We start from the raw sequence: 22,201 nt of genomic DNA on the forward strand, positions 1-22,201 counted from the left end.
ACCGCCGCTGCCCGCCGCGGTGATCTGCAGGGACACCAGCCAGAGCGGCCGGTCGCCGGTCGCGACCATCTGGGTCAGCGAGGAGATCCAGTGCGCGCGTCGCTCCGACGTCGTGGTCTTGACCTCGACGTCGTGCTCGTCCAGCCCGAAGTCGTGTTCCTCGGCCTGCCCGCCGCGCCATGCCGTCAGTGCGGCGTCCGGCCCGACGACGTGCACGAGGCCTGCGAGGAACAGCAGTTCTCCGACAAGCCCGGTTTCCCTTTCCTGCGACAGGACATCCTCCGTCTGCAGGAGGTGGCCCAAGCGACGCAGGGTCTCGGCGAGCGCGGCAGTCAATGTCTGCTGATCTAGCTGGACTCGATCGGCTACAGCGCACAGCAGCGGGTAGGCGTCAACGAAAAGCCGCGGATCGGTGACGGCGATCTCGATCATGCGTTGTCCGTCGTGGTGGACGGTGTGCGCGGTGAGGTGTTCGAGGCCGGCTGGTGGAACCTCGTGGGGCGTGGCAGGCCCGCGTAGCCCGATGCGGGAGGCGTGAGGGTCGACGAAGAGCACGAGCCGCGGCGATCCCGGGATGGGATGGTCGATCGGGGCCCGGGTGCGCAGGTAGGCGTTGAAGCTGTCGGTGCTGAGGTGACGGTCTGCTGCTGTGGTCACTGGCGGGCCTCGAAGGTCGACTTCTCTGCCTTGGCCGCCGCGGTCAGGATCTCCTGCCAGAGCTCGATGTTGTCCTTGTCGCGCGCACCGAAGTGTGAACCCTCGAAGACGTTGCCGGCGAGAAGGAACAGCGCGGCCTTCAGCACCGGTAGATCGTTGCTTCCGCCGCGACGTCCACCGAGTAGAGCCTGCCGGTATGTCCGGTTGAGCCACAGAGTCCTGGTGTCGCGGTCAAACTCGAGGAACGCGTCCGTGGTGAACCGCTTCCACTGGATGTTTACGGGGTCCTCGTGCAGCAGGGGTAACTCGTCGCGGATCTCGCGGGTGACCTTCGGATGGAAACCCTTGCCGGGTGGTATCGCGGCACTGCGTCGTGCGGTCCTGCGGCGGTTGGCGGTGGCCCACGCCGCCTCGGCCACCTGGAGGTAGTCGGTGATCGTGGTTCCGTCGTCGGCCTGGGCAGTGGCAACAGCGGGGGCGAAGCGGGGGCCGGCGGACACCCGCGACTTCTCGGGGTTCATCACGAACATTCCCGCTGTGTCACCGTCGATATCGATGCGAACGCGAGCGAGCTGGAGCCGAGTGTCAGGCGCGTGAATGCCCTCCCACCCTCCGGCGTGCAGGAGCCGACCCCGGCGGTAGAAGTAGAGGCCCTGCCGCGTCTCCGCCCCGCCGGGGAGTCGGTACTCAGGCGTGTTGGAGCGGCGCGACCAGATGTGACAGTCAAGGACAATCTTCGCCCCCTCGATCGGCGCCTTGAGCTGTTTCGGCCAGCCGGGCAGGGTCTCGGCGTAGGCGAAGGGGTCGATCGGCGCGACCGGGTGACGTACCCCGGCGCCGAGGTCGGCGTCCTCCACGTCGATGACGATTCGCACGCCACGGTCGACGAGGATGCGATGGAAGGTCAGGCCGAGGTGCCCCTGCAGATGCGAGATCGTGCGACTCAGGAACTCGTCGACCTGCTCCGGGTCATCTGTCGAGGGGAATCCATTGACGCTGTCCCACCGCACGACGGTGCCCGACTGGCCGGTCGGGAGCTGCCAGTCGCGGTCAATTTCGGCGGCGGCGAACGCCTCCGGAACAATGTCGCATCCGAAGGTCTGGCGACCGGCGTCGAGCTGCCAGCGCCGTCCGACCGGTTCCGACCCGGCGGCACGCGAGAGCACGCTGAGACTGGCCGCCTGACTGAACGATGCCGCCTTCAACCCGAGGCCGAAGTGGCCGAGATCCGCTCCCGTGTAGCGGCGTTGCCCGCCGATCGTCATCGCGTCGTCGATGCTCTCGGGTGTGATGCCACGACCGTTGTCGACGACGTAGAGGCCGACCAAGCGGGCGTTGCGTTGGACGAACCGGACGAGAATGTCGGTCGCGCCGGCGTCGATGGAGTTGTCCACCAGGTCGGCCAGGGCGGTCTCCAACGAGTGGTTACGGCCGAGAGCATCCAAGGCTCGTGGATCGGGTGGCAGCTCCACCGATCCCTCGGTGGGAACCTCCTGGAACCAGACGGACATCTACCGCTCCCGAGTCGTTGACCGGCGGCGCCGGCGAAACCTTCAGAATCCGCTGACTGGACGGAACCCGTTACGTCGGCCGCGACGCATGGCCTCCAGTCCGGTGGCTACGTGTTTGCCGGCGGGGTCCCACCCCTGGTCAATGGCTTGGGCGATCTCCGCTGCGGATCTGCGGTGCTCGGCGTCGAGGTGCCCGGTCTCGACGCCCCATGCGACGAGGTCGGCCCAGTCGGTCCCGGTGGTGCCCCTGATCAGGTCCATGTCCGGGGCGTAGGTGTCGATATCGGCGAGTTCCGCCGCGAGCGGCGGCGGCGTGGCCCAGTCGAGATCCTGCACGGCAGTCCAGCACTCCGGCCTCTTGGTCCACTCGCCGACGTTGGTGCGGCCCTCGGGCGGGGACGTGATGACCTTGTGCACGAGCAGGGAGAGGTCGGCGACGGCGTCCTGCAGCGCGAGGGTGAGGTCCTGTGTCCGCCAGATGCGGTCCAGGTCGATTCTTCCCCCGGTCCCTTGGACCAGTTTCGCGATGGTGTAGGTGACGATGTTCGCCTTGTAGCCGCCGAAGTTCTGCCTGGCGACGAGCTTGTCGATCTTCCGGAACAGGATCGCCTTGGCCACCAGGTGCCGGCAGTACTGCTTGTCCACGGCGGGCGGCTGCTCTTCAAGGCGTTGCGAGAACAGGGTGAAGTTCTTTTCGGCACCCAGGCTGACCAGGTGTGGTTCCTTTGCCCAGGAGTGTTCGAACTTGGCGAGGTCCGACTTGGTGAACTTCTGGGCGGGCGGGTTGGCTGCCTTGAAAACCTTCTGCCGGGCAGGCGTGCCCTCACGGGTCAGTGCGTTGGCGTACTGGCCCCGGGCGCGCTCGTAGAACCAGTGGGTGTCGTGAGGGTGCGATGCACTGGGTGGCGCCCACAGGGTCCGCATGATGCGTTCGACGTCCACGTGGAACGCACTGTTCGCCTTCAGATCCGAGGCGGTGACACGGTTCTGGGTGTTGGAGTAGGCCGAGATCTGCGGAACGATGTCGTCGAGGCGGTCCGGCGATACAACTGTCAGCTTCATCTGCACGTACGCCACGTCGACGTCCACCTTGTTGCGGTGGGCGTGGTGGATGGTCGCGGTGGTTTGCCCGCCGTTAACGATCTGAAGATTGTGGATGCGACGGATCACCCGCTGCCCCGATGGGGCATCCTCGAAGTCCACCTTCGACGCGGTGGCCGAGATGCCGTTGTTGTAGGCGAGAAACCGCTCCGGGTTATCTCTGAGGGTGTCGAGGATTCCTCGGTTGACCGCCCCACGCACTTGCAGGAACGAGCGGACGTTCAGCTCCAGGAGCCTGGCTCCGTGTGTGGAGTACAGGTCGGCGAGGCCGCGGGCCGGCACGATGGCGAGGAGGACCGAGTAGTCCTCGTCCGTTCGCGGGGTGGCCAGGCAGGGTAGACCTGCGGGAAACTCCGCCACGATCGGTTCGGCCTTGTTGCCGGACGCCGACCAGTTCGCCAGCCGGCGCAGGTCCCACAACTCCCGGGTGACGTGCCGGCCCTCGAACAACATCGGCGGAACGCCTTCACGCGCGACGCTGCGTGCATTGGTAATCAGCACCAGACGGACCGACTCGACCCTGCCGAACTTCTCCGCGACGGCTTCACACATGCCGGCCACCTCGGAGGACCGCTCCCGCCTTGCCACGGTGCCTCTCACGCAGCGGGACAGGAAGTTCTCCAAGCGCCGGAACGCCGCCTCGACGTCGGCACGCCCGATCTTGTGGTCGTCATCGGCCCGAGGACTGTAGTAGGTGAGGAACAGGTCCAGCGACCGGTCATCGGACGCTGCGCCGTAGCCGCTGACCTCGACGCCGTGGTCCTTGAAGTGCGCAGCTACGGCATCCTCGGTGTGCCCGTCGGCGGCCAACTGGTCGAGCATCAGCTGGGTGAAGGCCTCCGGGAGGTCGCAACCCTCGATCTCAGCCTGGGCCCTGACGTCCTCAATGAGGCCGTGCGCGTAGGCACCGACGTCCGGTTCAGCCACGCGACACCCTCTGCCGCGGGACGCAGGCACAGTGCAGCGGGCCACACGTCCCGGGCGGATTGGTGAGGGGCATGCAGTTCTCCGGAGGATCGTTCGGCATGTGCGGTGACAGTAAGCGCCGACTCGGTCGCTGATGGCACCAACTCTCCACGATATGGACAGGACCGACAAGACCCACTGGGCCGAGGCACGGTCACCGCATTGGTCCTGTTCCGGGTCAGCCGAACCAACCACCTCAGGCGCGATCGGAGGCCGAGGAATCTTGTGGTCTCGTCAGGGTCGACGAGCCTGTGGCGACAACGCGGAGCGGCCGGACGCGTGGCGTCGGACCGCGGAGGTAACCTGCGCAGTGCGTTCTTGCCGATCGGGAGGTGACACGGGTGACGGACGATGCCGTCGAACGACGTCGGGCGGGCTATGGGGTCAAGCTCGTACGTGGCCCGTTCGTGCGCCTGACACCACACCCTCAGGCATGCAGGGACGACGACGAGTTCCTCCGCTTCGCGGCGACGTGCCGTGATCGAGGCGACCGGCTGGCGGCGGACCTGTTCAGCGGTGCCGGTGGTCTAAGTCTGGGTCTCTCCGAGGCTGGGTTCCGCGTGGTCCTGTCAGCCGACCGCGACCCTGAGTCCGTCGAGACGCACCGGCACCACAACCCCGGCCTCACCCTCGACTGCGACCTCGGCGAATCCGCCAATGTCAGACGGATCGCCGCCTTGGTCAAGGAGGCGGGGATCGAGCTGCTCGCCGGTGGTCCGCCGTGTCAGCCCTTCTCCCGGGCGGGCCGCTCACTGATCCGTCACCAAGTCCGCCACGGCCTTCGCCCGGCGCACGACGAACGCCGGGACCTCTGGCGTTCGTTCCTGGAAGTGATCCAGCTGGCAAGACCCGCCGCCGTGATCATGGAAAACGTCCCCGACATGGCACTCGACCGGGAGATGTTCATCCTCCGCACCATGGTCCACGAGCTGGAGTCCATCGGTTACGCGGTCGAGGAACGAGTCGTCGACACCCTGCGCTACGGCGTACCGCAGTTCCGCCAGCGGCTGATCTTGGTCGCACTGCGAGACGGGATCGCCTTCGACTGGCCGGAGGAGGTACCGGACCGGGTGTCGGTATGGAACGCGATCAGCGACCTACCCGAGGTAGAGGGCGGCTGGAGGCCCGAGGGCGGGGCGGACGGCTGGACTGATTACACCGGTCCGATGTTTGCCTTTCAGAAGCACATGCGCAGGGGTGTCGCACCGTCGGACGCGGGCAAGGTCTTCGACCACATCACCCGACCCGTACGCGAGGACGACCTGCGCGCCTTCGACATGATGGACGCTGGCACCAGATACTCGGACCTGCCGGACGACGTCAAGCGCTACCGCGACGATATCTTCGACGACAAGTACAAACGCCTGAGCGAGGATACCTACTCCCGCACCATCACCGCGCACATTGCCAAGGACGGCTACTGGTACATCCATCCCCGTCAGGACCGCACACTGACTGTGCGTGAGGCCGCGCGGCTGCAGACCTTTCCCGACTGGTTCCGCTTCGCCGGCCCGCCGTCGGCGGCGTTCCGCCAGATCGGCAACGCCGTACCCCCAGCGCTCGGCACCCAGCTCGGACGAGCCGTCATGACAGCGCTGGACGCCCTGAGGCCAGCCCTATACCGCAGCCACGACATCGCCCAGGCCCTCGCCACCTGGTTCGACGGCCTAGGCGAGCCGACACTTCCGTGGCTGCGCGCCCGGACGCGGTGGCAGGTCATCTCGGCCGAGATGCTCCTCGACCGGGCGGCACCCGAGCAGATCCGAATCCTCTGGTCACTGCTCGAACGATGGGAGCAGCCGCAGGACACCGTTGACGCCGGCGACGAACTTCTCGAGATCGGGCGGTGGGTCAACCGCGCGCACCGAGCCGAGCGGCTGCTCGAACTGGCGCGCACGCTCAGGTCGCTACCCGACCCGCTCGACGACGACAAGATTCATAGTCTCCGCGGGGTCGACGCTTCGGTAATCGACCTCGCCGTCCTCGCGATCCCGACCCGCGGCGAGGACGACGCGGAGGAGCCTGTTCTGATCACCAAGGGCACCCACCGCGTCGCTGCCCGCTTCACCGGCGAGCACGTCGAACGAAGCCACAGGATGACCGCTGGGCGTCTGGCCGTCGCCCGGATGATCGGCGATGACACCAACGCACGGCGAGCGCACCTGGGACTCATCGAGCTGGCAACCTCCGTATGCCGCCCCACCGACCCCGCCTGTCCCCGCTGCCCGTTGAACAAGACGTGCAGCGAAGCCCCCAAATGGGGCAGTCGGACCGCGCGGCAGCGGGTGATCAGTCCCTGAAGCCGAGCGCGGCGGCGACGTCAGGTGCCTCAGCCCGCAACATCTCCCCGATACGCTGCAGGGCCGCATACTCGCCGGCACGCATTGCTGCGGCGCGCAGCGCCAAACCGACAACTGGCATGGGCGGCGCCGCCCCAGACGCCTCACCGCGAGACAAGGCGGCCAATTGCTCGGAGCCTGCCTTCGAGCCCTCGGCGGCACTGCGCGAGTTCTTGCGGTAGGCGTCGTCCGCACGCATGCACAGCTCGTGAACGGGACGTTCGATCAGCTGACGCAGCTGCGGCGGCATCGCCACCCTGATCTTCGCCACGTTGATGTTGAACACCACGTCAAGGTCCGTGTCGAAGTCCAGTGCTACCCGCGCGAGCTTCGTGTGCTCGTCGATGCCCCGCATCCCGTTCCAGCCGCCCCACTGGACCAACCGCTGGGCGCGGTAGATGTATAGGCCCTGCTGACGGTTCCAGTTCAGCGGGCCCGACAGCCGCTCGAACTCCGCCTGGGACGTGAACTGATCGCGAGACGGCAGGACGTATCGCTGTAGTGCCACCGTGCCGGCGGCTTCACCGACTGTGACCTCGAAGCGCAGCGGTGGAAGCACCTCGCGGGCGGGCTCGTCTGGAGCAAATGGGTTCCACGGCCGGACCTTCTCGCCGTTGATCGTGATCACGAGACCACCGCCAACCTCACCCTCGAGGAAACGGTGGAAAACCGTACCCAAATGGTCTGCCGTCCTGCCTGCCAGCGCCTCCAGTCGGCGACGCGCCCAGCCGCCCTCAGGCTTACGTTCCGGCAGAACGCGGTCGAGACCGCGCCAGAGCACAGCGGTCCCTCCCGTGTCCGCCACCGCCTTGCGGGCTCGGGTGACCTGATCGTCGTCTGCCGGTTCGGCGATGACCCAGTCGTCCACCTCGGCGATCAGGTCAAGATCGATCATTCGCGAGACGGTGCGGGCCGTGGCCGCTCTCCTGCGGCTGACCACCGTCAGGGACCGGCACTGCGACAGAGAGGCAGTCTTCAACCCCAGCCCGTACCGACCGAGATCACCGCGACCGTAGTCGCGTCGGCTGCCGTAACGCATCGCTTCCAACAGTCCGTTGGCACTCATCCCCTCGCCGTCGTCGGCGATCATCACCCATGAGTCGGAACCATCGAACACGACGTCAATCTCGACCCGACTCGCGCCCGCAGCAACGCTGTTGTCCACCACGTCAGCCACCGCAGTCGGAAAGTCGTAACCGATGTCACGCAGCGAGTCGGTCAACCGCGCAGCAGACGGCGCCACGCTGTACAGGTTTCGCACGCCCACGACGCTTCCTCCGTTCGATAACGACGACGGGGACCAGGATGTCATACTCCTGCGCGACCCACCTCATGGGACGCACAGCGATGCGCCTGAAGCCCAACTTTTGACACGGAAGGCCGGGCGGTCGAGCGGTCGCTTGCGCGCGAACTGGGATGAGATTCCGGTGAACTTTGCCTGCCCTCGGCAGAGTGGATCAAAGCTTCCCGATGCATGACGGCACCTCCCCTCGACACGCGCGCCAGATTAGAACATGGGTACGACCAGAGTGCTCGACTGGGACCAGTCGGACGGACCGCGGTGGATGTGACGATCGGCGGATCGGACCCCATCCGGCTAGCCACCCGTGGGTGGAACAGGTGCGCAGCTTCCGGAACGCAGGAGGCAGACCAGTCACCCAGCGGCGAGGTTCTGACTTGCGGCCGTCCGGGCGACCGGACTCGCGGGGGTGGTGTCCGCGCATGACGGGCCACGCACCTCGACAAAAACTCGACGCGCCGGCTCTTCAACCCCTCGACGAACCTCGCACTCCCACACCCTGACCACTCGCCAACCGGCCTCGATCAACTCGTTGTCGACCCGCTGATCACGGGCCCTGTTCGTGGCGATCTTCGTCCTCCACCTCTCGGCGCGTTGGGACCACGGAATCTGGAGGGTCCGTGCTGCGGACAACCGTGCCAGAAGCACCCGTTCACGAACACCGCGACGCGCGGACCCCCTCCCTGTCACGCTGATGTGAGACAGCCCGTCTACCAGGGGATACTCTTCCTGGACGGTCCTGAGGAGAGATCATTAGCATAACGTCGAAGCCCCACGAGAGCCTGGATCCGGACGCCCGGCCCCAGCGGCGGACATTCACCGCAGAGTTCAAGGCGCGGATCCTGGACGAGTACGACGCGGCGCCGGACGCGGCGGCTCGCGGGGCGATTCTGCGCCGGGAACGGTTGTACGGGTCACACATTCTCGACTGGCGCAAGGCCCGAGACGCCGGAGCGTCGGCCGGCTTGACGGACCGGCGGCAATCGGCCGCGCGGGCAGCGAAGAAGGCCGAGAGCGCCGAACTTGCCCGTCTTCAGCGGGAGAACGCCCGCTTGCAGGCCAAGCTGGCCAAGACTGAGACCGCGTTGCAGATCATGGGAAAAGCGCACGCGCTCTTGGAACTGCTCTCCGAGAGCGCGGATTCCGCGCCGATGCCGAACCCGTCCTCGCCGAGGCACAGCAGGCGCTGACCCCGGCGTGGGGCATCGCCGGGGCCTGCCGGCTGACCGGTGTTTCCCGCGCGACGCTCTACCGGCACCGCGTACCACCGCTAATCTCACGGCCGCGGACCGCGCGCAGGCCACCGCCGTCGGCGTTGTCCGAGGCGGAACGTGAGCAGGTGCTGCAACTGCTAAACCGGCCCGAGTACCAAGATCTGGCGCCGGCGCAGGTGTGGGCCCGCGAGCTCGACGAGGGCCGCTGGTGGTGCTCGGAGTCCACGATGTACCGGATCTTGCGGGCTGCCGGGCAGAGCGGCGAACGCCGCAGCCAGGCCAGCCATCCGGCCCGCACCAAACCCGAACTCGTGGCCGACGCGGCGAACCAGGTCTGGTCCTGGGACATCACCAAGCTGCGCGGCCCGCAGAAGGGCGTCTGGTTCCACCTCTACACCGTGATCGACATCTGGTCCCGTTACGTCGTCGGGCACCTGGTCGCCGCGCACGAGGACGGCCAGCTCGCCGAGGCGCTGATCGCTGACGCGGCCGCCCGCGAACGCGTCGATGCCGATCAGTTGACCGTGCACGCCGACCGTGGCGCCGCGATGACCAGCAAGACCGTCACCCAGCTGCTGACCGATCTGAAGATCGGCCGTAGCCACAGCCGTCCGAAGACATCGAACGACAATCCGTACATCGAGGCGAGCTTCAAGACGTTGAAGTACGACCCGACGTTTCCCGAGCGGTTCGGGTCGATCCAGCACGCCCGGCAGCACTGCGAGGCGTTCTACACCTACTACAACCACGAGCACCGGCACTCCGGGGTCGGCCTGCACACCCCGGCATCGGTGCATCACGGCACCGCCGGGCAGATCCGTGAACAGCGGCAACAGACCCTCGACGCGGCCTGGGCAGCGCACCCGCAACGGTTCGGCCGCCGCCGTCCACGCCCGCCCCGCCTCCCGGACCGGGCATGGATCAACAAACCCGACAACAGCGACCCCGAACAGACCACCGCCTCGCCCGTGCCCAACCAACCAGCAGCACAAAGCTAAACAAAATCAAGAAAATGTCTCAGTTGACTTGACAGGCTCCGACCGGGGAACACGAGGTCCGGCCGGCAACGGTTGAACAGGGTCCGCCCCAGGCGAAATCGGAGACCCAGTGCGTGTACGGCGCGGCGCAACGCCATTTCGGGTGCGGTGTCTCGTGTACGCCGTCCTCGCAAATGAGATCCCTGGGCTGTGGCCACCCAGGCTCGAGACCCTTCCCGAGACGGCGGGGCGCCGCCGTCGGCACTCGTCATCACAATCGCCTCCTCGGTATCTCGGTAGAGGGCCACCCGGGTTCCCAGCCAACTTTCACCCTGTTTACCAGTACCCATTGGGCTCGACCGACGTCGACGGACGGCCCGAATGCAGCTCACTTCGAGGGCATACCTGGCGATCCCCCTGCGGTCGAGGCCCTCGGCTGCAGGGGAGACGACGCTGCGTGAGCCCTGGCTCGCCGCCTATCCCAACGATGACGCGGGCGCAGGTCGACGGCCAGGTATTCTCGGCGCCGTCGCACGGGCGGTCCGGCGCTGGCCCGACGCTGAGGAGACGACGATTGATCAGGCCAGGTCCACGGCCCGGTCCTATATGCGGGCAATCGCTGGCGGATCTTGCGGGTCAGGTCGGGCGTCGTCCTATGCAACCGTCGGTGCCGAAAAGGAGGGCTGAGGAGATCGCTGCGGGAGCCTGCCCGCCGCTGGTTGTGCAGGCGAGGTGGTGAACCAGCCACGAAATGGCAGCGGCCGGAGGGCGGCCACAGTCGCGCGCCGGTGCGGTCGCCGGCTCGTGGGCGGGGTGGCGGATGGCCCTGCTGGCCGGGCGAGGTTCATGGCTCGGCGGGCGGTGCGGGCGGCGGCGCACATGCCGCGCTGGCCGGCGCACTGCAGGTTGCGGCAGTTGCCGTGGCTGTCGGGTTGGTGGGCGGCGGTGACATCAAGGGCGAGCCGCCACAGGAGTGGGTCGGTCACATCGCCGTGGATCACGGCGAGCAGGCTGAGGCGTTCACGAGGCATGGCGAAGTCCCTTTCGTCGACGGTTACGTCGTCCGGGACGGACTACCGGACGGACGGTGGACACGATCGACGCTCACCTTCGCCCGGAGATCAAGCCGTCCGGTCTCTTCGGCTTTCCGGCCGGCGGCGCGAAGGTTGTTGTGACCGATCAGCTGCAACTGTCACTTTTCGGCGATAGTTAGCACTGCGGCTGATCCGCCGCTCCGGGCGGTGGTAGGAATTCGTTGAAGATTGATCGCTGGGTTCCGCCGGCCGGAGTCGGCGGCGGGTCGCGTGAAGACGTTCGCCACTCACAGGAACTCACAGCGGCGTGCCGCCGTGTGAGTGCGGGCGCGGGCGCTGTGGCCGGACAGCGTGGCTGACAGACTCTGACAGCTTCCGGTCGGGCGCAGTTCGCTTCCGGTCGCCTCGGTGCGTGCCCGTAGGGCGGGTGACGGTTACCGGACCGGCGAGCTGGCGGATGGGGGTGGGTTCGGCGGCGTGTGCGGCCGGCATGCACCGCACGGGGCCGTGTGTTCCGATCCCCTCATTAGGCGGCCCGCTCGTCGGGGGTGGGCTGGTGGTGGGTGGGGTATCGGTCGTCGTGATCGGTGTCGGTGTAGGGCAGGTCGATGAGTCGGTGACGGCCGGTACGGCCGCGTACTTGCCAGATCTGGTTGGCGGGGCTGGCGGCGAGTGCAGTGCGCAGTTCGGCGGTGGTGGTGGCGATGACCGTCTCCAGGCTGATCCCGGCGAGGCGGTGGTGCAGGTTCGCCTCGCGTCGTGCAGAGGGGAGGTGAAACAGCACCGGCCACGCCCAGGTGCTCATGGTGTACAGCCGCTCGTACTTGATGACTTTGTCCATGAGGACCTGCAGGTTTTCCCCGCTGGTGTCGTACTCGAGGAAGAACGGCACGGACCGCCCGTGCTCGGCCCACACCCCGGCGCCGTCCGGCCGGGGGAAGCCGGTCGGTCCGGCGAGGATGAACTGCGGGTCGTCGCCTTTGCGGTAGAGGGTGCCGGGTTCGTGGTAGGCCGATGCGGGCTGCCAGCGGACCAGCTCGGTGTCGGGGTGGGTGCGGGCGTGGGCGGCGAGGTCGATGAAGACCTGGTTGCCGCCGAGCAGGTGCGGCAGGTCCGGCCGGCGGGTGAGTGATTGTTTGCGGCGGCGGGCTTGGTCCCGGCGGCCTCGTGGGAGTCCGCGTTGGGCGTGGACGTGGTCGTAGCCGAGTTGGTCCAGGACGTAGTGGTAGGGGTAGGAGCCGCCGTCGGCTTTGTTGGGTCGGAACCGGTCCGCCGCCCGCAGCAGGGTGAGGCGGCGTAGGCGGCGTTGGGTGAAGTCCAGGGACGGGAATAGGGCGGCGGCGATCTGGTCGGTGGTGAGCACGCCGTGGTCGTAGAGCCAGCCGAGGAGGCGGTCGTCGCGGGCGGTGATGCTGGCCTGCAGCCGCAGTAGCGGATCCGCTGCTGGTAGGTGTCTACCCATCGGCACAAACCCCTGGGGAGAGACCCGAGACTGGAGGGTCTTTCTGGAGCGGTCCCAGACTCCTGACAGCGGGGCTGGCCTGGGGTGTGAGCGGCCGTGAGGGGTCAGGTTGGGGGTCAGGATCAAGACGGACGGTAGAACGGAGGTCGGCACTGACTGCTGAAGCGCCGGGCACAGCGGGTCTCGTGTGACCGTGCGGTGCGAGTGGGTGTGAGTCGGGCCGGTGACGCTGGTGAGGTTCGCGGTGCGAGGTGATCATCGTTGTTGCTCCAAGGTCGCAGGTGCGAGTGGGTGAGAGGTTAGGGCGTTCCGCGGCCGCAGCCGGCGGGAGCAACCGGAGCTCCGCAGTCGCGGTACGGAGGCCTGGTTGGAGATGGCAGCCTCCCTGGTCTCGCGCGTTTGGCCGAGTTTCGGGGACAGGGACATGCCAGTCGCCTGCCGGTCGAAATTGGTCACAACGGCTGCGGCCTGCGGTGTGAGAGCCGCCAGCGACACCGTTTCGGGTTCGAATCAAACGGCAACCTCCGTAGTCCCCCTGGCAGCGAGCGGGTAGGCGCTTCGTGGGGCCGCCCTGGTCTGCTCCTCGACCGGCCCGGATGACGCGGTCGAGGAGCAGCGGTCGGTTGGTCAGGGGCGCGGCGGGTAGTGGTACTCGCCGTTGGCGACGGATTCGTCGTAGGGGCGCTCGGGGTCGTAGATGGGGTGTGGGGCTCGGGGCCGTACCTCCTTGAGGGTCACGGTGGCGGGCGGCCACTGCTCGGGGGTGTGGGGAAGGTCGGTCAGGGCGAGGCGGTGTGTCTCGCCGATCGGCTGCCAGACCGGCTCGGCGGGGTGGCCGTGCTCGGGGTTGGTGGTGACGACGGTGAGGTGCCGCGTGTTGCGGCGCTCGAGGTGGCGGCGCAGTTCCTGCTCGCGCTGCGGGTCGGCGGCGTGGAACAGCAGGGTCGCCAGGCCGGTCTGTTCGGCCAGCCGCCGGTAGCCGTGGACGCGGTCGGCGAAGTCGGTGGGGCGGATCTGGCCGGGGTCGGGCTGGTACCAGAACGCGTGGCGGTCGCGGTCGTGGATGTACTCGCCGTGCCACGCCGCATGTCGTGCGCCGGTGACGTATCGGCAGGTGCGCGGTGACCACCAGGTGCGCAGGTCGCTCCCGGGGTTGGTGAGCGAGTGGGTGGCCAGGTCGACGAAGAACTCGTTGGCCTGCAGCAGGCCGGGCAGGCCGGCATGCTCGCGGAGCCGGTCGCGGGCGCGGTACACCTGCGCCGGTGTGACGTCGCGGTCTTCGGCGAGTGGGGTGAGTTGGGTGCCGATCGGGCCAAGGCACCACGAGGTGTCGGCGGTGGCCGCGGCGTCGGTGTTCCAGAGGCGGTCGATCCAGCCGCGGCGGGCGAGGATCGCCAGACGTCGGGTGGCTGACGCCGTGGTGGTGGCGAAGCCGAGTGCGGTGAGTTGCGCGGTGGTCAGGACGCGGTGCTCGGCGAGCATCTCGACGGCCCACCAGTCGGGCAGGCGCAGGCGGCTGCTCTCGGCCAGGAGCAGTTCCGCGGGGATCGGTCGGGTGGACGGGGCAGTGAACTGGGGATGGTAGGTGGTCGCCATGACCGGTACCTCCAAGGTGGTGCCATCCCCGGCTTCGGGGGTGGCAGGGGTGGATGAATGCCTGTGCGACCGCATCGGTACGGCCCACGGGTGCGGATTACGCCACCGCGGCGACTGCGTCGCGGCGGGTGACAGTGCGCGCCGGCTCGCCGGTTGGTGCCCGCAAGCGCCGCCCGGCCGGTCAGCGCGGCCGGCTCGACGGCTGAGGCATGCGGCACGGCGTGAAGCCGAGCGCACCGCGGTCTCCGGCGCCGTCATCAAGAAACCGCCGTTTGTGTGCTCTGGCGAACGCCTGTCCCACTCACAACCGCTCACAGCCACTCACAGCGGGCGGCTTTCTCAGTCGAGGTCATCCGGGTCAGCAGCTTCAGCTGGGAGGGTGACGGCGCCGCGAGACGGGGTTCGGGGGACATCGGATCTACGCCGCTGCCGTCGACGTGGTGGTGGGGAGGCGACGGCGGCTGGCGGCGCGCAGGCTGGCCCGGCGTTCGGCTCGTGCCGCCAACGCCTCGGCGGCCTGCGGGGATACCGCGCCGGTCAGGATTCCTGAGGCGAGGGCTTCGGCGAGGCGGGTGTCGATACGGCCCAGCCGCATGCGCAGGGCGTCGGTGCTGATGCCCATGCGAGCCGCGATCGGGTCCATGGCCCGCCGTCCCAGCCGCACGTCGATGTAGGCCTGCTCGTCGTCGGCGTCGAGGATCCCCAGGCGCACCGCGCGGCGTACCAGTACGTCCGGATGCCCGTAGGGCACCCGCGGGGTCCGCGGACCCGTGACGCGCTCCACGTCCTCAACCGTGAGGTACTCGCGGGCCTGCTGACGCAACGCGTAGCCCGCGCGCCATCCGGCCCGGCACAACGACGCGTACGGTGCCCGGCTGGCCACATCCACGTGGTCACGCAGCGCCGCCAGGAAACCCGCGAGGATCTCCGCGCCGATGTCGTCGGGATCATCGCGGTAGCCGTCGGACAACCGCCTCGCGTAGCGGCGCAGCGCCGGCATCGCCATGCCGGCCGCGGCGATGACCCACTGCGGTCCGTCCAGGCGGGCGCGACGGATCAACTCCCGCCACACCGCGTCCCGGGCGCAGTAGGCACGCGGGTTCGCCAACAGCCACTCCCGCAGCGCCGGCAACGCCACGACACCCGCCGGTAGACCGTCGACCGGACCGACCACGTCAAGGTCGATGGACAGGGGCGCGGGTTCGCCGCTCAACGCGGCGAACGCGGCCTCGACGGCGTCCAGAGGCGCGGTGGGCCAGATCGTGTCGGACACACTCATGATCAGTACTCCCGGGTCAGCAAGACCATCAGGCGCCGCCGCGTCCCGGCGGCGCTGGAACGCCGATTACGCCACGACCCACTCACAGCCGCTCACAACGCAGGTCAACGCCGGTATGCCACCGCTACTCGCCCTGTCACCCCCCGCCCGCAACGACCGCGTCCACGGCCATTCGGCGACAGCGAATACGCCTCTGACCAGGACTGTGAGCGGCTAGCCAGCCAGGAACGCACCCCGTCGCAGCACACAACCGTCTACAGCCGATTCCCCATGCATATGCCGCTCACAGCGACTCACGGAAACTCACAGCGGCTCACAGCGGACGGCCCACACTCGCTCCCGGCGGCGTCCGCCCTGTCCGTTGCCAGCGAAGTTGAACTCCTTGCCATCGAATCTGGTTCGGATGGATTTTCTGCCACTACAGTTGGCCCACCCCGGTGATCGAGTCTGGAGTGGATGGTGGGATTGGCTCGGTCTGTGGCGGTGGAGCCCGGCCAGCAGGAGGTGGTGCTGGAGTTCGTCGGTGCCGCCGGGCGGCAGCGTGAGCCGTTGCTGGCGTGCCGGGCGATGGCGTTCGAGGACGTTGAGCCGGTGCGGCGTTTCCGCTGGTCGAGGGGTCGGCGGGATTTCGCCGGGTGGTGGTGGTCGGCCACGACGGGCCGGCACGTGGGCTACGAGTCCTGGCTCGAACGTGACCATGTGATGTTGCTGGACTTCGACCAGGAGGTGGTGGGTGTCGCGTCGCAGCCGTTCTGGTTGCACTGGTCGGACGGGACGCGGTCGCGTCGGCACGCGCCCGACTACTTCGCGCGGAGCGTGGACGGGACCGGCGTGGTGATCGATGTGCGGCCGGACGAGCGAGTCGCACCTGCTGACGAAGAGGCGTTCGCCGTGACGGCGTGGGCTTGCGCGCAGGTGGGGTGGGAGTTCCGCCGGGTTGGGGTGCTACCTGGTGTGTTGCTGAGTAACGTGCGGTGGTTGTCGCGGTATCGGCATCCCCGGTGCGGCCAGGACATCGATCTGGCGGACCGGTTGGGTGAGGTGTGTCAGCGGCCGAGGCCGTTGTTCGAGGCCGCCGCGGAGGTCGGTGACCGGCTCGCGGTGCTGCCGGTGCTGTTCCACCTGCTGTGGTGGCGGGTGCTTCGGGTTGATCTGGAGATCGAGTTGTTGCATCCGGGCAGCCTGGTGAGCGTCGCCGCCCAGGGCGGGGCCCTGCGGTGACCGGGCGGGGAAGGTTGGGGCCTGGTGATCGGGTCCGGGTCGACGGGGCGGTGTTGACGGTGGTCGGTGTCGCGGGGCCGGCGGTCCGGCTGGCCGATGCGATGGGCGTGGTCAGCACGGTGCCGTTGGCGGTGTTGCAGGCGTCACCGGGTTTCGCCGTGGTCGGCGCGGGAGCGCCGGCGGTGGTGCCGGCGGCTGGCCAGTTGGAGGATGTCCCGGCTGCCGTGCTCGAGCAGGCGCTCTGGTGGGAGCAGCACATTCTGGAAGTGCTGCATGGCCGCCGTCGTGACGGTGACGTCGGCGAGGGGCCGCGTCCGGAGTATGACCCGGTGGTGCAGTCGCTGGCCCGCAGGGAGCGGGCGAAGGTGGCCGAGCTGAACGCCGCTGGTTGCCCGGCGGCGATTAGTACGGTGCGTCGGTATCGGCTGCGTTATCAGGCGCAGGGGTTGTTCGGGCTGGTTGATCAGCGGGCGGCGCGGCGCACGCCGGTGTTCGGGCGGGTGGACGAGGCGGTGGTGGAAGCGATGCGCGCGGCGATCGCCGAGACCACGGACGCGTCCTCACGCACGGCCGGTTTCGTGCTCTGGCGCACCGAGCAGCTGCTCGCCGCCCGCGGTGATGCGGTGGTGGTGCCGTCGCAGCGCACGCTCTACCGGCTGTTCGACAAGCTCGCCGCGGGCAAGCACGTGACCGGGGCTGCGCGCACCCGCCGGTCGTTGGCCAACCGCCCGGACGGGCCGTTCGGGCAGGTGACGGTTTCCGCACCGGGTGAGCTGATGCAGATCGACTCGACCCCACTGGACGTGCTGGTCCTGCTCGATGACGGGGTGGTCGGCCGGGTGGAGCTGACCGGCATGATCGATGTCGCGACCCGCACGGTCACCGCCGCGGTGTTGCGTCCGACGACGAAGGCGGTGGACGCGTCGGTGCTGCTGGCGCGCACGGTGACGCCCGAGCCGATGCGTCCGGGGTGGGTCGACGCGCTGCGGATGTCCCGTTCGGTGCTGCCGCACCAGCGGCTGCTGAGCATCGATGAGCGGCTGGAACACGCCGCTGCCCGTCCGGTGATCGTTCCGGAGACGATCGTGTGTGATCACGGCAAGGTGTTCGTGTCGCACAACTTCCGGGCGTCCTGCCGGTTCCTGGGGATCAACTTCCAGCCGGCGCATAAGGCAACGCCGACCGACAAACCCCACATCGAGCGGATGCTGGCGTCGGTCGCGACCGGGTTCACGCAGTTCGTCGCCGGTTACACGGGCGCGAACGCCGAACGTCGCGGACGCAAGGTCGAGGACGGACCGTTGTGGTCGCTGCTTGAGCTGCAGGAACTACTCGACGAGTGGATCGTCGCGGCATGGCAGAACCGGCCGCATGACGGCCTGCGGGATCCGGTCAGCCCGGGGCGGGCGTTCACCCCGAACGAGAAGTACGCGGCGCTGATCGAAGCGGCCGGCTACGTCCCGGTGGCGCTGTCCGGCGCCGACTACATCGAGCTGCTACCGGCCCGCTGGCAGGCGATCAACGCCTACGGCATCCGAATCAACTACCGCACCTACGACGCCGAGGCGCTCAACCCGCTGCGCGGGCAGCCCTCCGGGGTGACGGCCAAGAACGACCGGTGGGAGATTCACTACGACCCTTACGACGTGTCCCGGGTCTGGGTGCGTGACCCGGCCGGCGGCTGGATCCGGGCGGGCTGGAAACACCTGGACAGGGTCATCAGTCCGTTCGGGGAACTCGCCTGGGACCACGTCCGCAAGGGCCTGCCGGAGGCCACCGAGGCCGAGCTCGCCGACGCGGTCAACGCCCTGCTGCAACGCGCGCATCGCGGACCGCCTGAGTCTTCCGCTGCTGCCGCGCCCTCGCGGCGAGACAGGCGGGTCGTCGCCCGCACCCGCGCCGCGACCCCTGCCGTCCCTCTGCCGTCGCCGCCCTTCGACGGCGCTCAGGACGAGGCGGACGGCGAGGACACCGGCCCGATCGCCCCGGTGATCCCGCTGGGAGTGTTCGACGCTCACGAGGAAGCGAAGAAACGCTGGTGACCGCCCGGCCCCAAAACTCCGACGACGGCACGCACCGGCAGCTGACCACCCTGGCCGGCTGGCGGGCGTTCGTGCAGGAGGCCCCGGTCGCGTCGAAGTTGCTCCCTGAGCGGGACTGGAACCAGCTGTCCGACCACGATCGCCTGACTTACGACGAGCGGCGCCTGAACTATCACGCCTACCTGCTGGTGGTGGCCACACCCACGATCCGGCAGGTCATCACCGAGGGACGCCGCCTTACCTACCTCAACCGCAACGCCCACTCCGGCCGCAGCGGACTGATCCTGTCCGGGGCCGCCCGCACCGGCAAGACCACCGCCCTGACGCAACTGGGCAAAACCCTCGACGTCATCCACCGGGGACGCCGCCCTGAATCCGCCGGTGACATTCCGACCGTCTACATCACCGTCCCACCGGCCGCGACGGCGAAGATGATCGCGATCGAGTTCGCCCGGTTCCTCGGCCTGCCCACGGCCCCACGAGCGAACATCACCGACATCATCGAGGCCGTCTGCGGGGTCTGCATCGACGCGCGCACCGCTCTGATGGCCGTCGACGAGATACACAACCTCGCCCTGGCCACCCGCACCGGCGCCGAGGCCTCCGACATGCTCAAGTACTTCTCCGAACGCATCCCCGCCACATTCGTCTACGCCGGCATCGACGTCGAACGCGCCGGTCTGCTGGCCGGCACCCGCGGCGAGCAGATCGCCGGACGCTTCAGCATGATCCGCACCGAGGCGTTCGCACCCGGCGAGCACTGGACCGGGCTCATCGCCGTCCTGGAAGACAGCCTCCGCCTGCACCGCCACCACCCCGACACCCTCACCGGCCTGGGCGACTACCTGCACCAACGCACAAGCGGCATGATCGGCAGCCTGCTGAGGCTCATCCGCGGCGCCGCGGTCCAAGCCGTCCTCGACGGCACCGAACGCATCACCCGCCGCAGCCTGGACTCCATCCAGATCGACATCGCCGCGCAGACCGCCGCCAGCAGGGCCACCCGCAGACCCCGCCAGCCCGCGAGCAGGCAAACCGCCCCGATCCCATGAGCCGCGACACCACGCCCGACCGTCCGCAGCGGCTACCCCGGCACGTTGCGCTGAGCCCAGGGGAAAGCCCAGAGTCGTTCCTGCGGCGTCTAGCCACCGCCAACCACCTGCGCCCCAGCTACCTGCGCACCTATCTCAGTTCCACGCCGGGAACCGTTGGTGGTCTCCAGGTCTCACGCCTGGCGGCCGTGACAGGCCGCACGACCGACGAGCTCACCCGGGTGATGCCCGCCCTCCGACCGGCAGCGCCCGGCCCCCCACTGCGCACACCGCGGCCAACCGACGCGACGCCCGTCACGCGGGAACCCCACGATCCGGCGGGCCTGCCCTCGGCCCTGCGCCGCGCAGCCGGCGCAGACGAAACCGTCAACCGACTGAGCAGGCAATTCGCGGTCCCGCGACGCACGATCATCCGAGCGCTAACGAACCAGACCGGGCCCCGCCACCACAACCGCAGCCCATGGAACAACCCCGTGCTGAACCACGTCGCCGGCCACCTCGACCACCTCATCGCCCAGAACCCGACGGCGACGATCTGGTCGATCTGGCAGCAGCTGCAAGCCGAGCAGGCCCTGACGGTCTCCTACTGGACCGTCCGCAACTACGTCAACCGCGCCCGCGCTGACCCCGCCGACACCGCATCCGCCCAATTCCTACTCAGCAGAGCCGAACTGTTCACCGCGATTCGCGCACACGCAGCCGGCCACGACCTCATCACCGCACTGGCCAGCCAGTTCCTCACCGACCCCGCAGTCGTCGAGCAAGCCCTCACCGGCCGGGCACCGGAACCAGCCACACCAAAAGCGCAGAGCACCTACAGCAACCCCATCCTGGATCGGCTCCGCCCCCACATCGACCAGATGATCACCACCGAACCAGACATCACGATCGTGTCCATCTGGCAGCGCCTCGTCGACGACCACCACGCCGAGACCTCGTATCACACCGTCCGTGACTACGTCTCCCGCGAACACCGCCAGCACTCCATCGGCAGCCGAACCCGTCAACGACCGAACCCGAACGCTCCCTAACCCGGTCGCAGCGCGACGGCCAACACCACGATCAGGTTCAGATTCGGTGGCACAGATCTCAAGCCCGACGGCCACATCTGAGCACGCGAACCAACTTCTTTGCCATCGAAGATGAACCGTCCCTGGTCACGACGACCAACACGGTTCAACTTCGCTGTCAACGGACACGCCCTGACTGAAGCCGCAGCCGTCACCGCACTCGGCCAGCCGTCTCCGCCCCGCCACTCGACGACGACAGCGCGTCTGAGCAGGACTGTGAGCAGCGAACTGCTGACGCCCGCACGGTCACGGCAGCGCTCGCAGAAACCCGCGGCCATCGACTCCCGCCACTCACACCCCTTGCCGGAGGCCGTCCGCCTGTCGGCCGCAGCGGTGCGCGGCAGGCCCCGGTCGGCGGGCCGCCAACGCGCCATCCCGCCGGCAGGCGACCGATCGCCGCGCGCGGCCCGGACACCGATGACGATCGGACGCCTGCGGCGATGACATTTCGGCGTCGTCGACGGAGTGAGCCGCAGTCGGCCGTGAGGTGCGCACGGTCGCGGCGACACCGGCGGCCGCCGCCGACGCCCCGGCCGCCGCCGAGATCGCCGACAGTCGTGCGCTGGCCGGGAGGTGTCACCGATGCCGGGTGCGCACTGGTGGCGCGATGACCGTCCCAACGATGTTTGTCGATTTAGGTGGACACGGCGGCAATGCCGGCGGCCATGACAGCGGTACCGCCGTGGACGTGTCATCGAGACCACCGGCGCCGTGTCCCGATGACAGTGACAGCGACCGGACGCCTATGCCTGCGGACATGTCGGCGGTCGCGATGACCGTGTCGCCGCGAGGGGCCGCCGGATGGCATCTCACGCCGCGCTGTGACGATCCGGCATCCACACACGTCGTTGACGTGCTGTCCGAGCAGCTCGCTGAGCTGCACTTTGACATCTCGGGCGGCCACGCCGTGCCCGTGACCGGCGCGCCGCAGTCACATCGTCAAGACCGGCGCCGGGCACGACGGGCGTCACAGTCACGCCGCCCGCGCAGTCATTGCGCTGCGGCAGGTCGGTCACGCCGGCGGGTGGTGTCATGACATCAGCGCATGTCCCGCGCGGACGCGGCGAGACAACCATGACATCCACTCTGGTGGATGACACGTGACATGCCAGTGGCCGCCCTTCTGGTGTCCGCGGCGGTCGCCCCGCCACCGGTGGCCATGCTGCCGCGCGGATCGGATCCGCGAGAGCGACGGCATAGACCGGTGGTTCCTTCCCCAGGCCGTTGTGCCCCGCGTGGCCCGGGCTGAACGTCAAGCGTCTGTGTCTGGACAGCCCTGCGCACGACGGCCTCGGGCAGTTTGTGTCGTCGAGCCCCGGGCGCGAGTGGGCGTCTCCCTCCGACGACCCGGTCCTCGTCGCACCGGCGGACGCGTCGCCC

General features: G+C 68.5%; 16 protein-coding genes and 1 pseudogene. 9 read left to right on the top strand and 8 right to left on the bottom strand.

Annotation, left to right across the window (positions count from 1 at the left end):
• The first annotated feature begins 90 nt into the window (after nucleotides 1–90).
• Nucleotides 91–351 (top strand): hypothetical protein, encoded by a 261-nt coding sequence (locus O7618_RS23985; RefSeq protein ID WP_278108379.1) that lies wholly within the window; start codon nucleotides 91–93, stop codon nucleotides 349–351.
• A 302-nt stretch (nucleotides 352–653) separates the two neighbouring features.
• Here O7618_RS23985 and O7618_RS23990 read toward each other — a convergent pair whose 3' ends face one another.
• Together O7618_RS23990 and O7618_RS23995 are read right to left on the bottom strand one after the other, a co-directional pair.
• Nucleotides 654–2,168 carry an ATP-binding protein gene (locus O7618_RS23990; protein WP_278108380.1) on the bottom strand — a complete coding sequence of 505 codons (1,515 nt, stop codon included), beginning with the start codon at nucleotides 2,166–2,168 and terminating at the stop codon, nucleotides 654–656.
• Between the two features lie 42 nt (nucleotides 2,169–2,210).
• Complete coding sequence (locus O7618_RS23995) at nucleotides 2,211–4,196, bottom strand: AIPR family protein (protein WP_278108381.1); 1,986 nt, start codon at nucleotides 4,194–4,196, stop codon at nucleotides 2,211–2,213.
• A gap of 380 nt (nucleotides 4,197–4,576) precedes the next feature.
• Here O7618_RS23995 and dcm point away from each other — a divergent pair, with 380 nt between their 5' ends.
• Nucleotides 4,577–6,535: a DNA cytosine methyltransferase gene (gene dcm / locus O7618_RS24000; RefSeq protein ID WP_278108382.1), complete on the top strand. Its 1,959-nt coding sequence runs from the start codon at nucleotides 4,577–4,579 to the stop codon at nucleotides 6,533–6,535.
• Here the strand turns inward: dcm and O7618_RS24005 are convergent.
• Nucleotides 6,525–7,841, bottom strand: a complete 1,317-nt coding sequence (locus O7618_RS24005) for an ATP-binding protein (RefSeq protein ID WP_278108383.1) — start codon at nucleotides 7,839–7,841, stop codon at nucleotides 6,525–6,527. The genes dcm and O7618_RS24005 overlap by 11 nt on opposite strands.
• A 998-nt stretch (nucleotides 7,842–8,839) precedes the next feature.
• Between O7618_RS24005 and O7618_RS24010 the strand changes: the two genes are divergently transcribed.
• Both O7618_RS24010 and O7618_RS24015 read left to right on the top strand, forming a co-directional pair.
• On the top strand, nucleotides 8,840–9,064 hold the full coding sequence (locus tag O7618_RS24010) for a hypothetical protein (RefSeq protein ID WP_278104785.1): 225 nt from the start codon (nucleotides 8,840–8,842) through the stop codon (nucleotides 9,062–9,064).
• Between the two features lie 32 nt (nucleotides 9,065–9,096).
• Nucleotides 9,097–10,086, top strand: coding sequence for an IS3 family transposase (locus O7618_RS24015; protein ID WP_278109923.1), 990 nt, complete (start codon nucleotides 9,097–9,099; stop codon nucleotides 10,084–10,086).
• Here O7618_RS24015 and O7618_RS24020 read toward each other — a convergent pair.
• Nucleotides 10,083–10,415: a hypothetical protein gene (locus tag O7618_RS24020; protein WP_347405393.1), complete on the bottom strand. Its 333-nt coding sequence runs from the start codon at nucleotides 10,413–10,415 to the stop codon at nucleotides 10,083–10,085. The two genes, O7618_RS24015 and O7618_RS24020, sit on opposite strands and share 4 nt — an antisense overlap.
• A 483-nt stretch (nucleotides 10,416–10,898) precedes the next feature.
• A pseudogene (locus O7618_RS32290) lies at nucleotides 10,899–11,096 on the bottom strand (hypothetical protein); the annotation flags it as partial.
• Between the two features lie 56 nt (nucleotides 11,097–11,152).
• On the opposite strand from O7618_RS32290, the gene O7618_RS24025 reads away from it, so the two are divergent.
• Complete coding sequence (locus tag O7618_RS24025; RefSeq protein WP_278108384.1) at nucleotides 11,153–11,278, top strand: hypothetical protein; 126 nt, start codon at nucleotides 11,153–11,155, stop codon at nucleotides 11,276–11,278.
• Between the two features lie 347 nt (nucleotides 11,279–11,625).
• Here the strand turns inward: O7618_RS24025 and O7618_RS24030 are convergent, their stop codons facing one another.
• From O7618_RS24030 to O7618_RS24040, 3 genes are all read right to left on the bottom strand, one after another.
• Nucleotides 11,626–12,561, bottom strand: a complete 936-nt coding sequence (locus O7618_RS24030; protein ID WP_278108385.1) for a replication-relaxation family protein — start codon at nucleotides 12,559–12,561, stop codon at nucleotides 11,626–11,628.
• Between the two features lie 627 nt (nucleotides 12,562–13,188).
• Nucleotides 13,189–14,157 carry a replication-relaxation family protein gene (locus O7618_RS24035; protein ID WP_278108386.1) on the bottom strand — a complete coding sequence of 323 codons (969 nt, stop codon included), beginning with the start codon at nucleotides 14,155–14,157 and terminating at the stop codon, nucleotides 13,189–13,191.
• 418 nt (nucleotides 14,158–14,575) lie between these two features.
• A complete protein-coding gene (locus O7618_RS24040) occupies nucleotides 14,576–15,436 on the bottom strand; it encodes a hypothetical protein (RefSeq protein WP_278108387.1) in 861 nt (286 codons plus the stop codon).
• A 477-nt stretch (nucleotides 15,437–15,913) separates the two neighbouring features.
• Between O7618_RS24040 and O7618_RS24045 the strand changes: the two genes are divergently transcribed.
• Genes O7618_RS24045 through O7618_RS24060 form a run of 4 tightly spaced genes read left to right on the top strand, consistent with a single transcriptional unit; the run spans nucleotide 15,914 to nucleotide 20,782 of the window.
• Complete coding sequence (locus O7618_RS24045) at nucleotides 15,914–16,657, top strand: TnsA-like heteromeric transposase endonuclease subunit (RefSeq protein ID WP_278105928.1); 744 nt, start codon at nucleotides 15,914–15,916, stop codon at nucleotides 16,655–16,657.
• A 59-nt stretch (nucleotides 16,658–16,716) separates the two neighbouring features.
• Nucleotides 16,717–18,699: a Mu transposase C-terminal domain-containing protein gene (locus O7618_RS24050; protein ID WP_278105929.1), complete on the top strand. Its 1,983-nt coding sequence runs from the start codon at nucleotides 16,717–16,719 to the stop codon at nucleotides 18,697–18,699.
• Nucleotides 18,696–19,751, top strand: a complete 1,056-nt coding sequence (locus O7618_RS24055) for an ATP-binding protein (RefSeq protein WP_278105930.1) — start codon at nucleotides 18,696–18,698, stop codon at nucleotides 19,749–19,751. Before O7618_RS24050 ends, O7618_RS24055 begins: the two co-directional genes overlap by 4 nt.
• Nucleotides 19,748–20,782: a hypothetical protein gene (locus O7618_RS24060; RefSeq protein ID WP_278105932.1), complete on the top strand. Its 1,035-nt coding sequence runs from the start codon at nucleotides 19,748–19,750 to the stop codon at nucleotides 20,780–20,782. The genes O7618_RS24055 and O7618_RS24060 overlap by 4 nt, the downstream gene beginning before the upstream one ends.
• Nucleotides 20,783–22,201 lie beyond the last annotated feature (1,419 nt).

The sequence above is a fragment of the Micromonospora sp. WMMD980 genome (genome assembly GCF_029626035.1).
Classification (GTDB): Bacteria; Actinomycetota; Actinomycetes; order Mycobacteriales; family Micromonosporaceae; genus Micromonospora.

Bases quoted from the DNA above. Each gene is read 5' to 3' on its own strand.
- O7618_RS23990 (WP_278108380.1), bottom strand. From the start codon at position 2,168: ATGTCCGTCTGGTTCCAGGAGGTTCCCACCGAGGGATCGGTGGAGCTG.
- O7618_RS24020 (WP_347405393.1), bottom strand. From the start codon at position 10,415: ATGGGTACTGGTAAACAGGGTGAAAGTTGGCTGGGAACCCGGGTGGCC.
- O7618_RS24030 (WP_278108385.1), bottom strand. From the start codon at position 12,561: ATGGGTAGACACCTACCAGCAGCGGATCCGCTACTGCGGCTGCAGGCC.
- O7618_RS24035 (WP_278108386.1), bottom strand. From the start codon at position 14,157: ATGGCGACCACCTACCATCCCCAGTTCACTGCCCCGTCCACCCGACCG.
- O7618_RS24040 (WP_278108387.1), bottom strand. From the start codon at position 15,436: ATGAGTGTGTCCGACACGATCTGGCCCACCGCGCCTCTGGACGCCGTC.
- O7618_RS24060 (WP_278105932.1), top strand. From the start codon at position 19,748: ATGAGCCGCGACACCACGCCCGACCGTCCGCAGCGGCTACCCCGGCAC.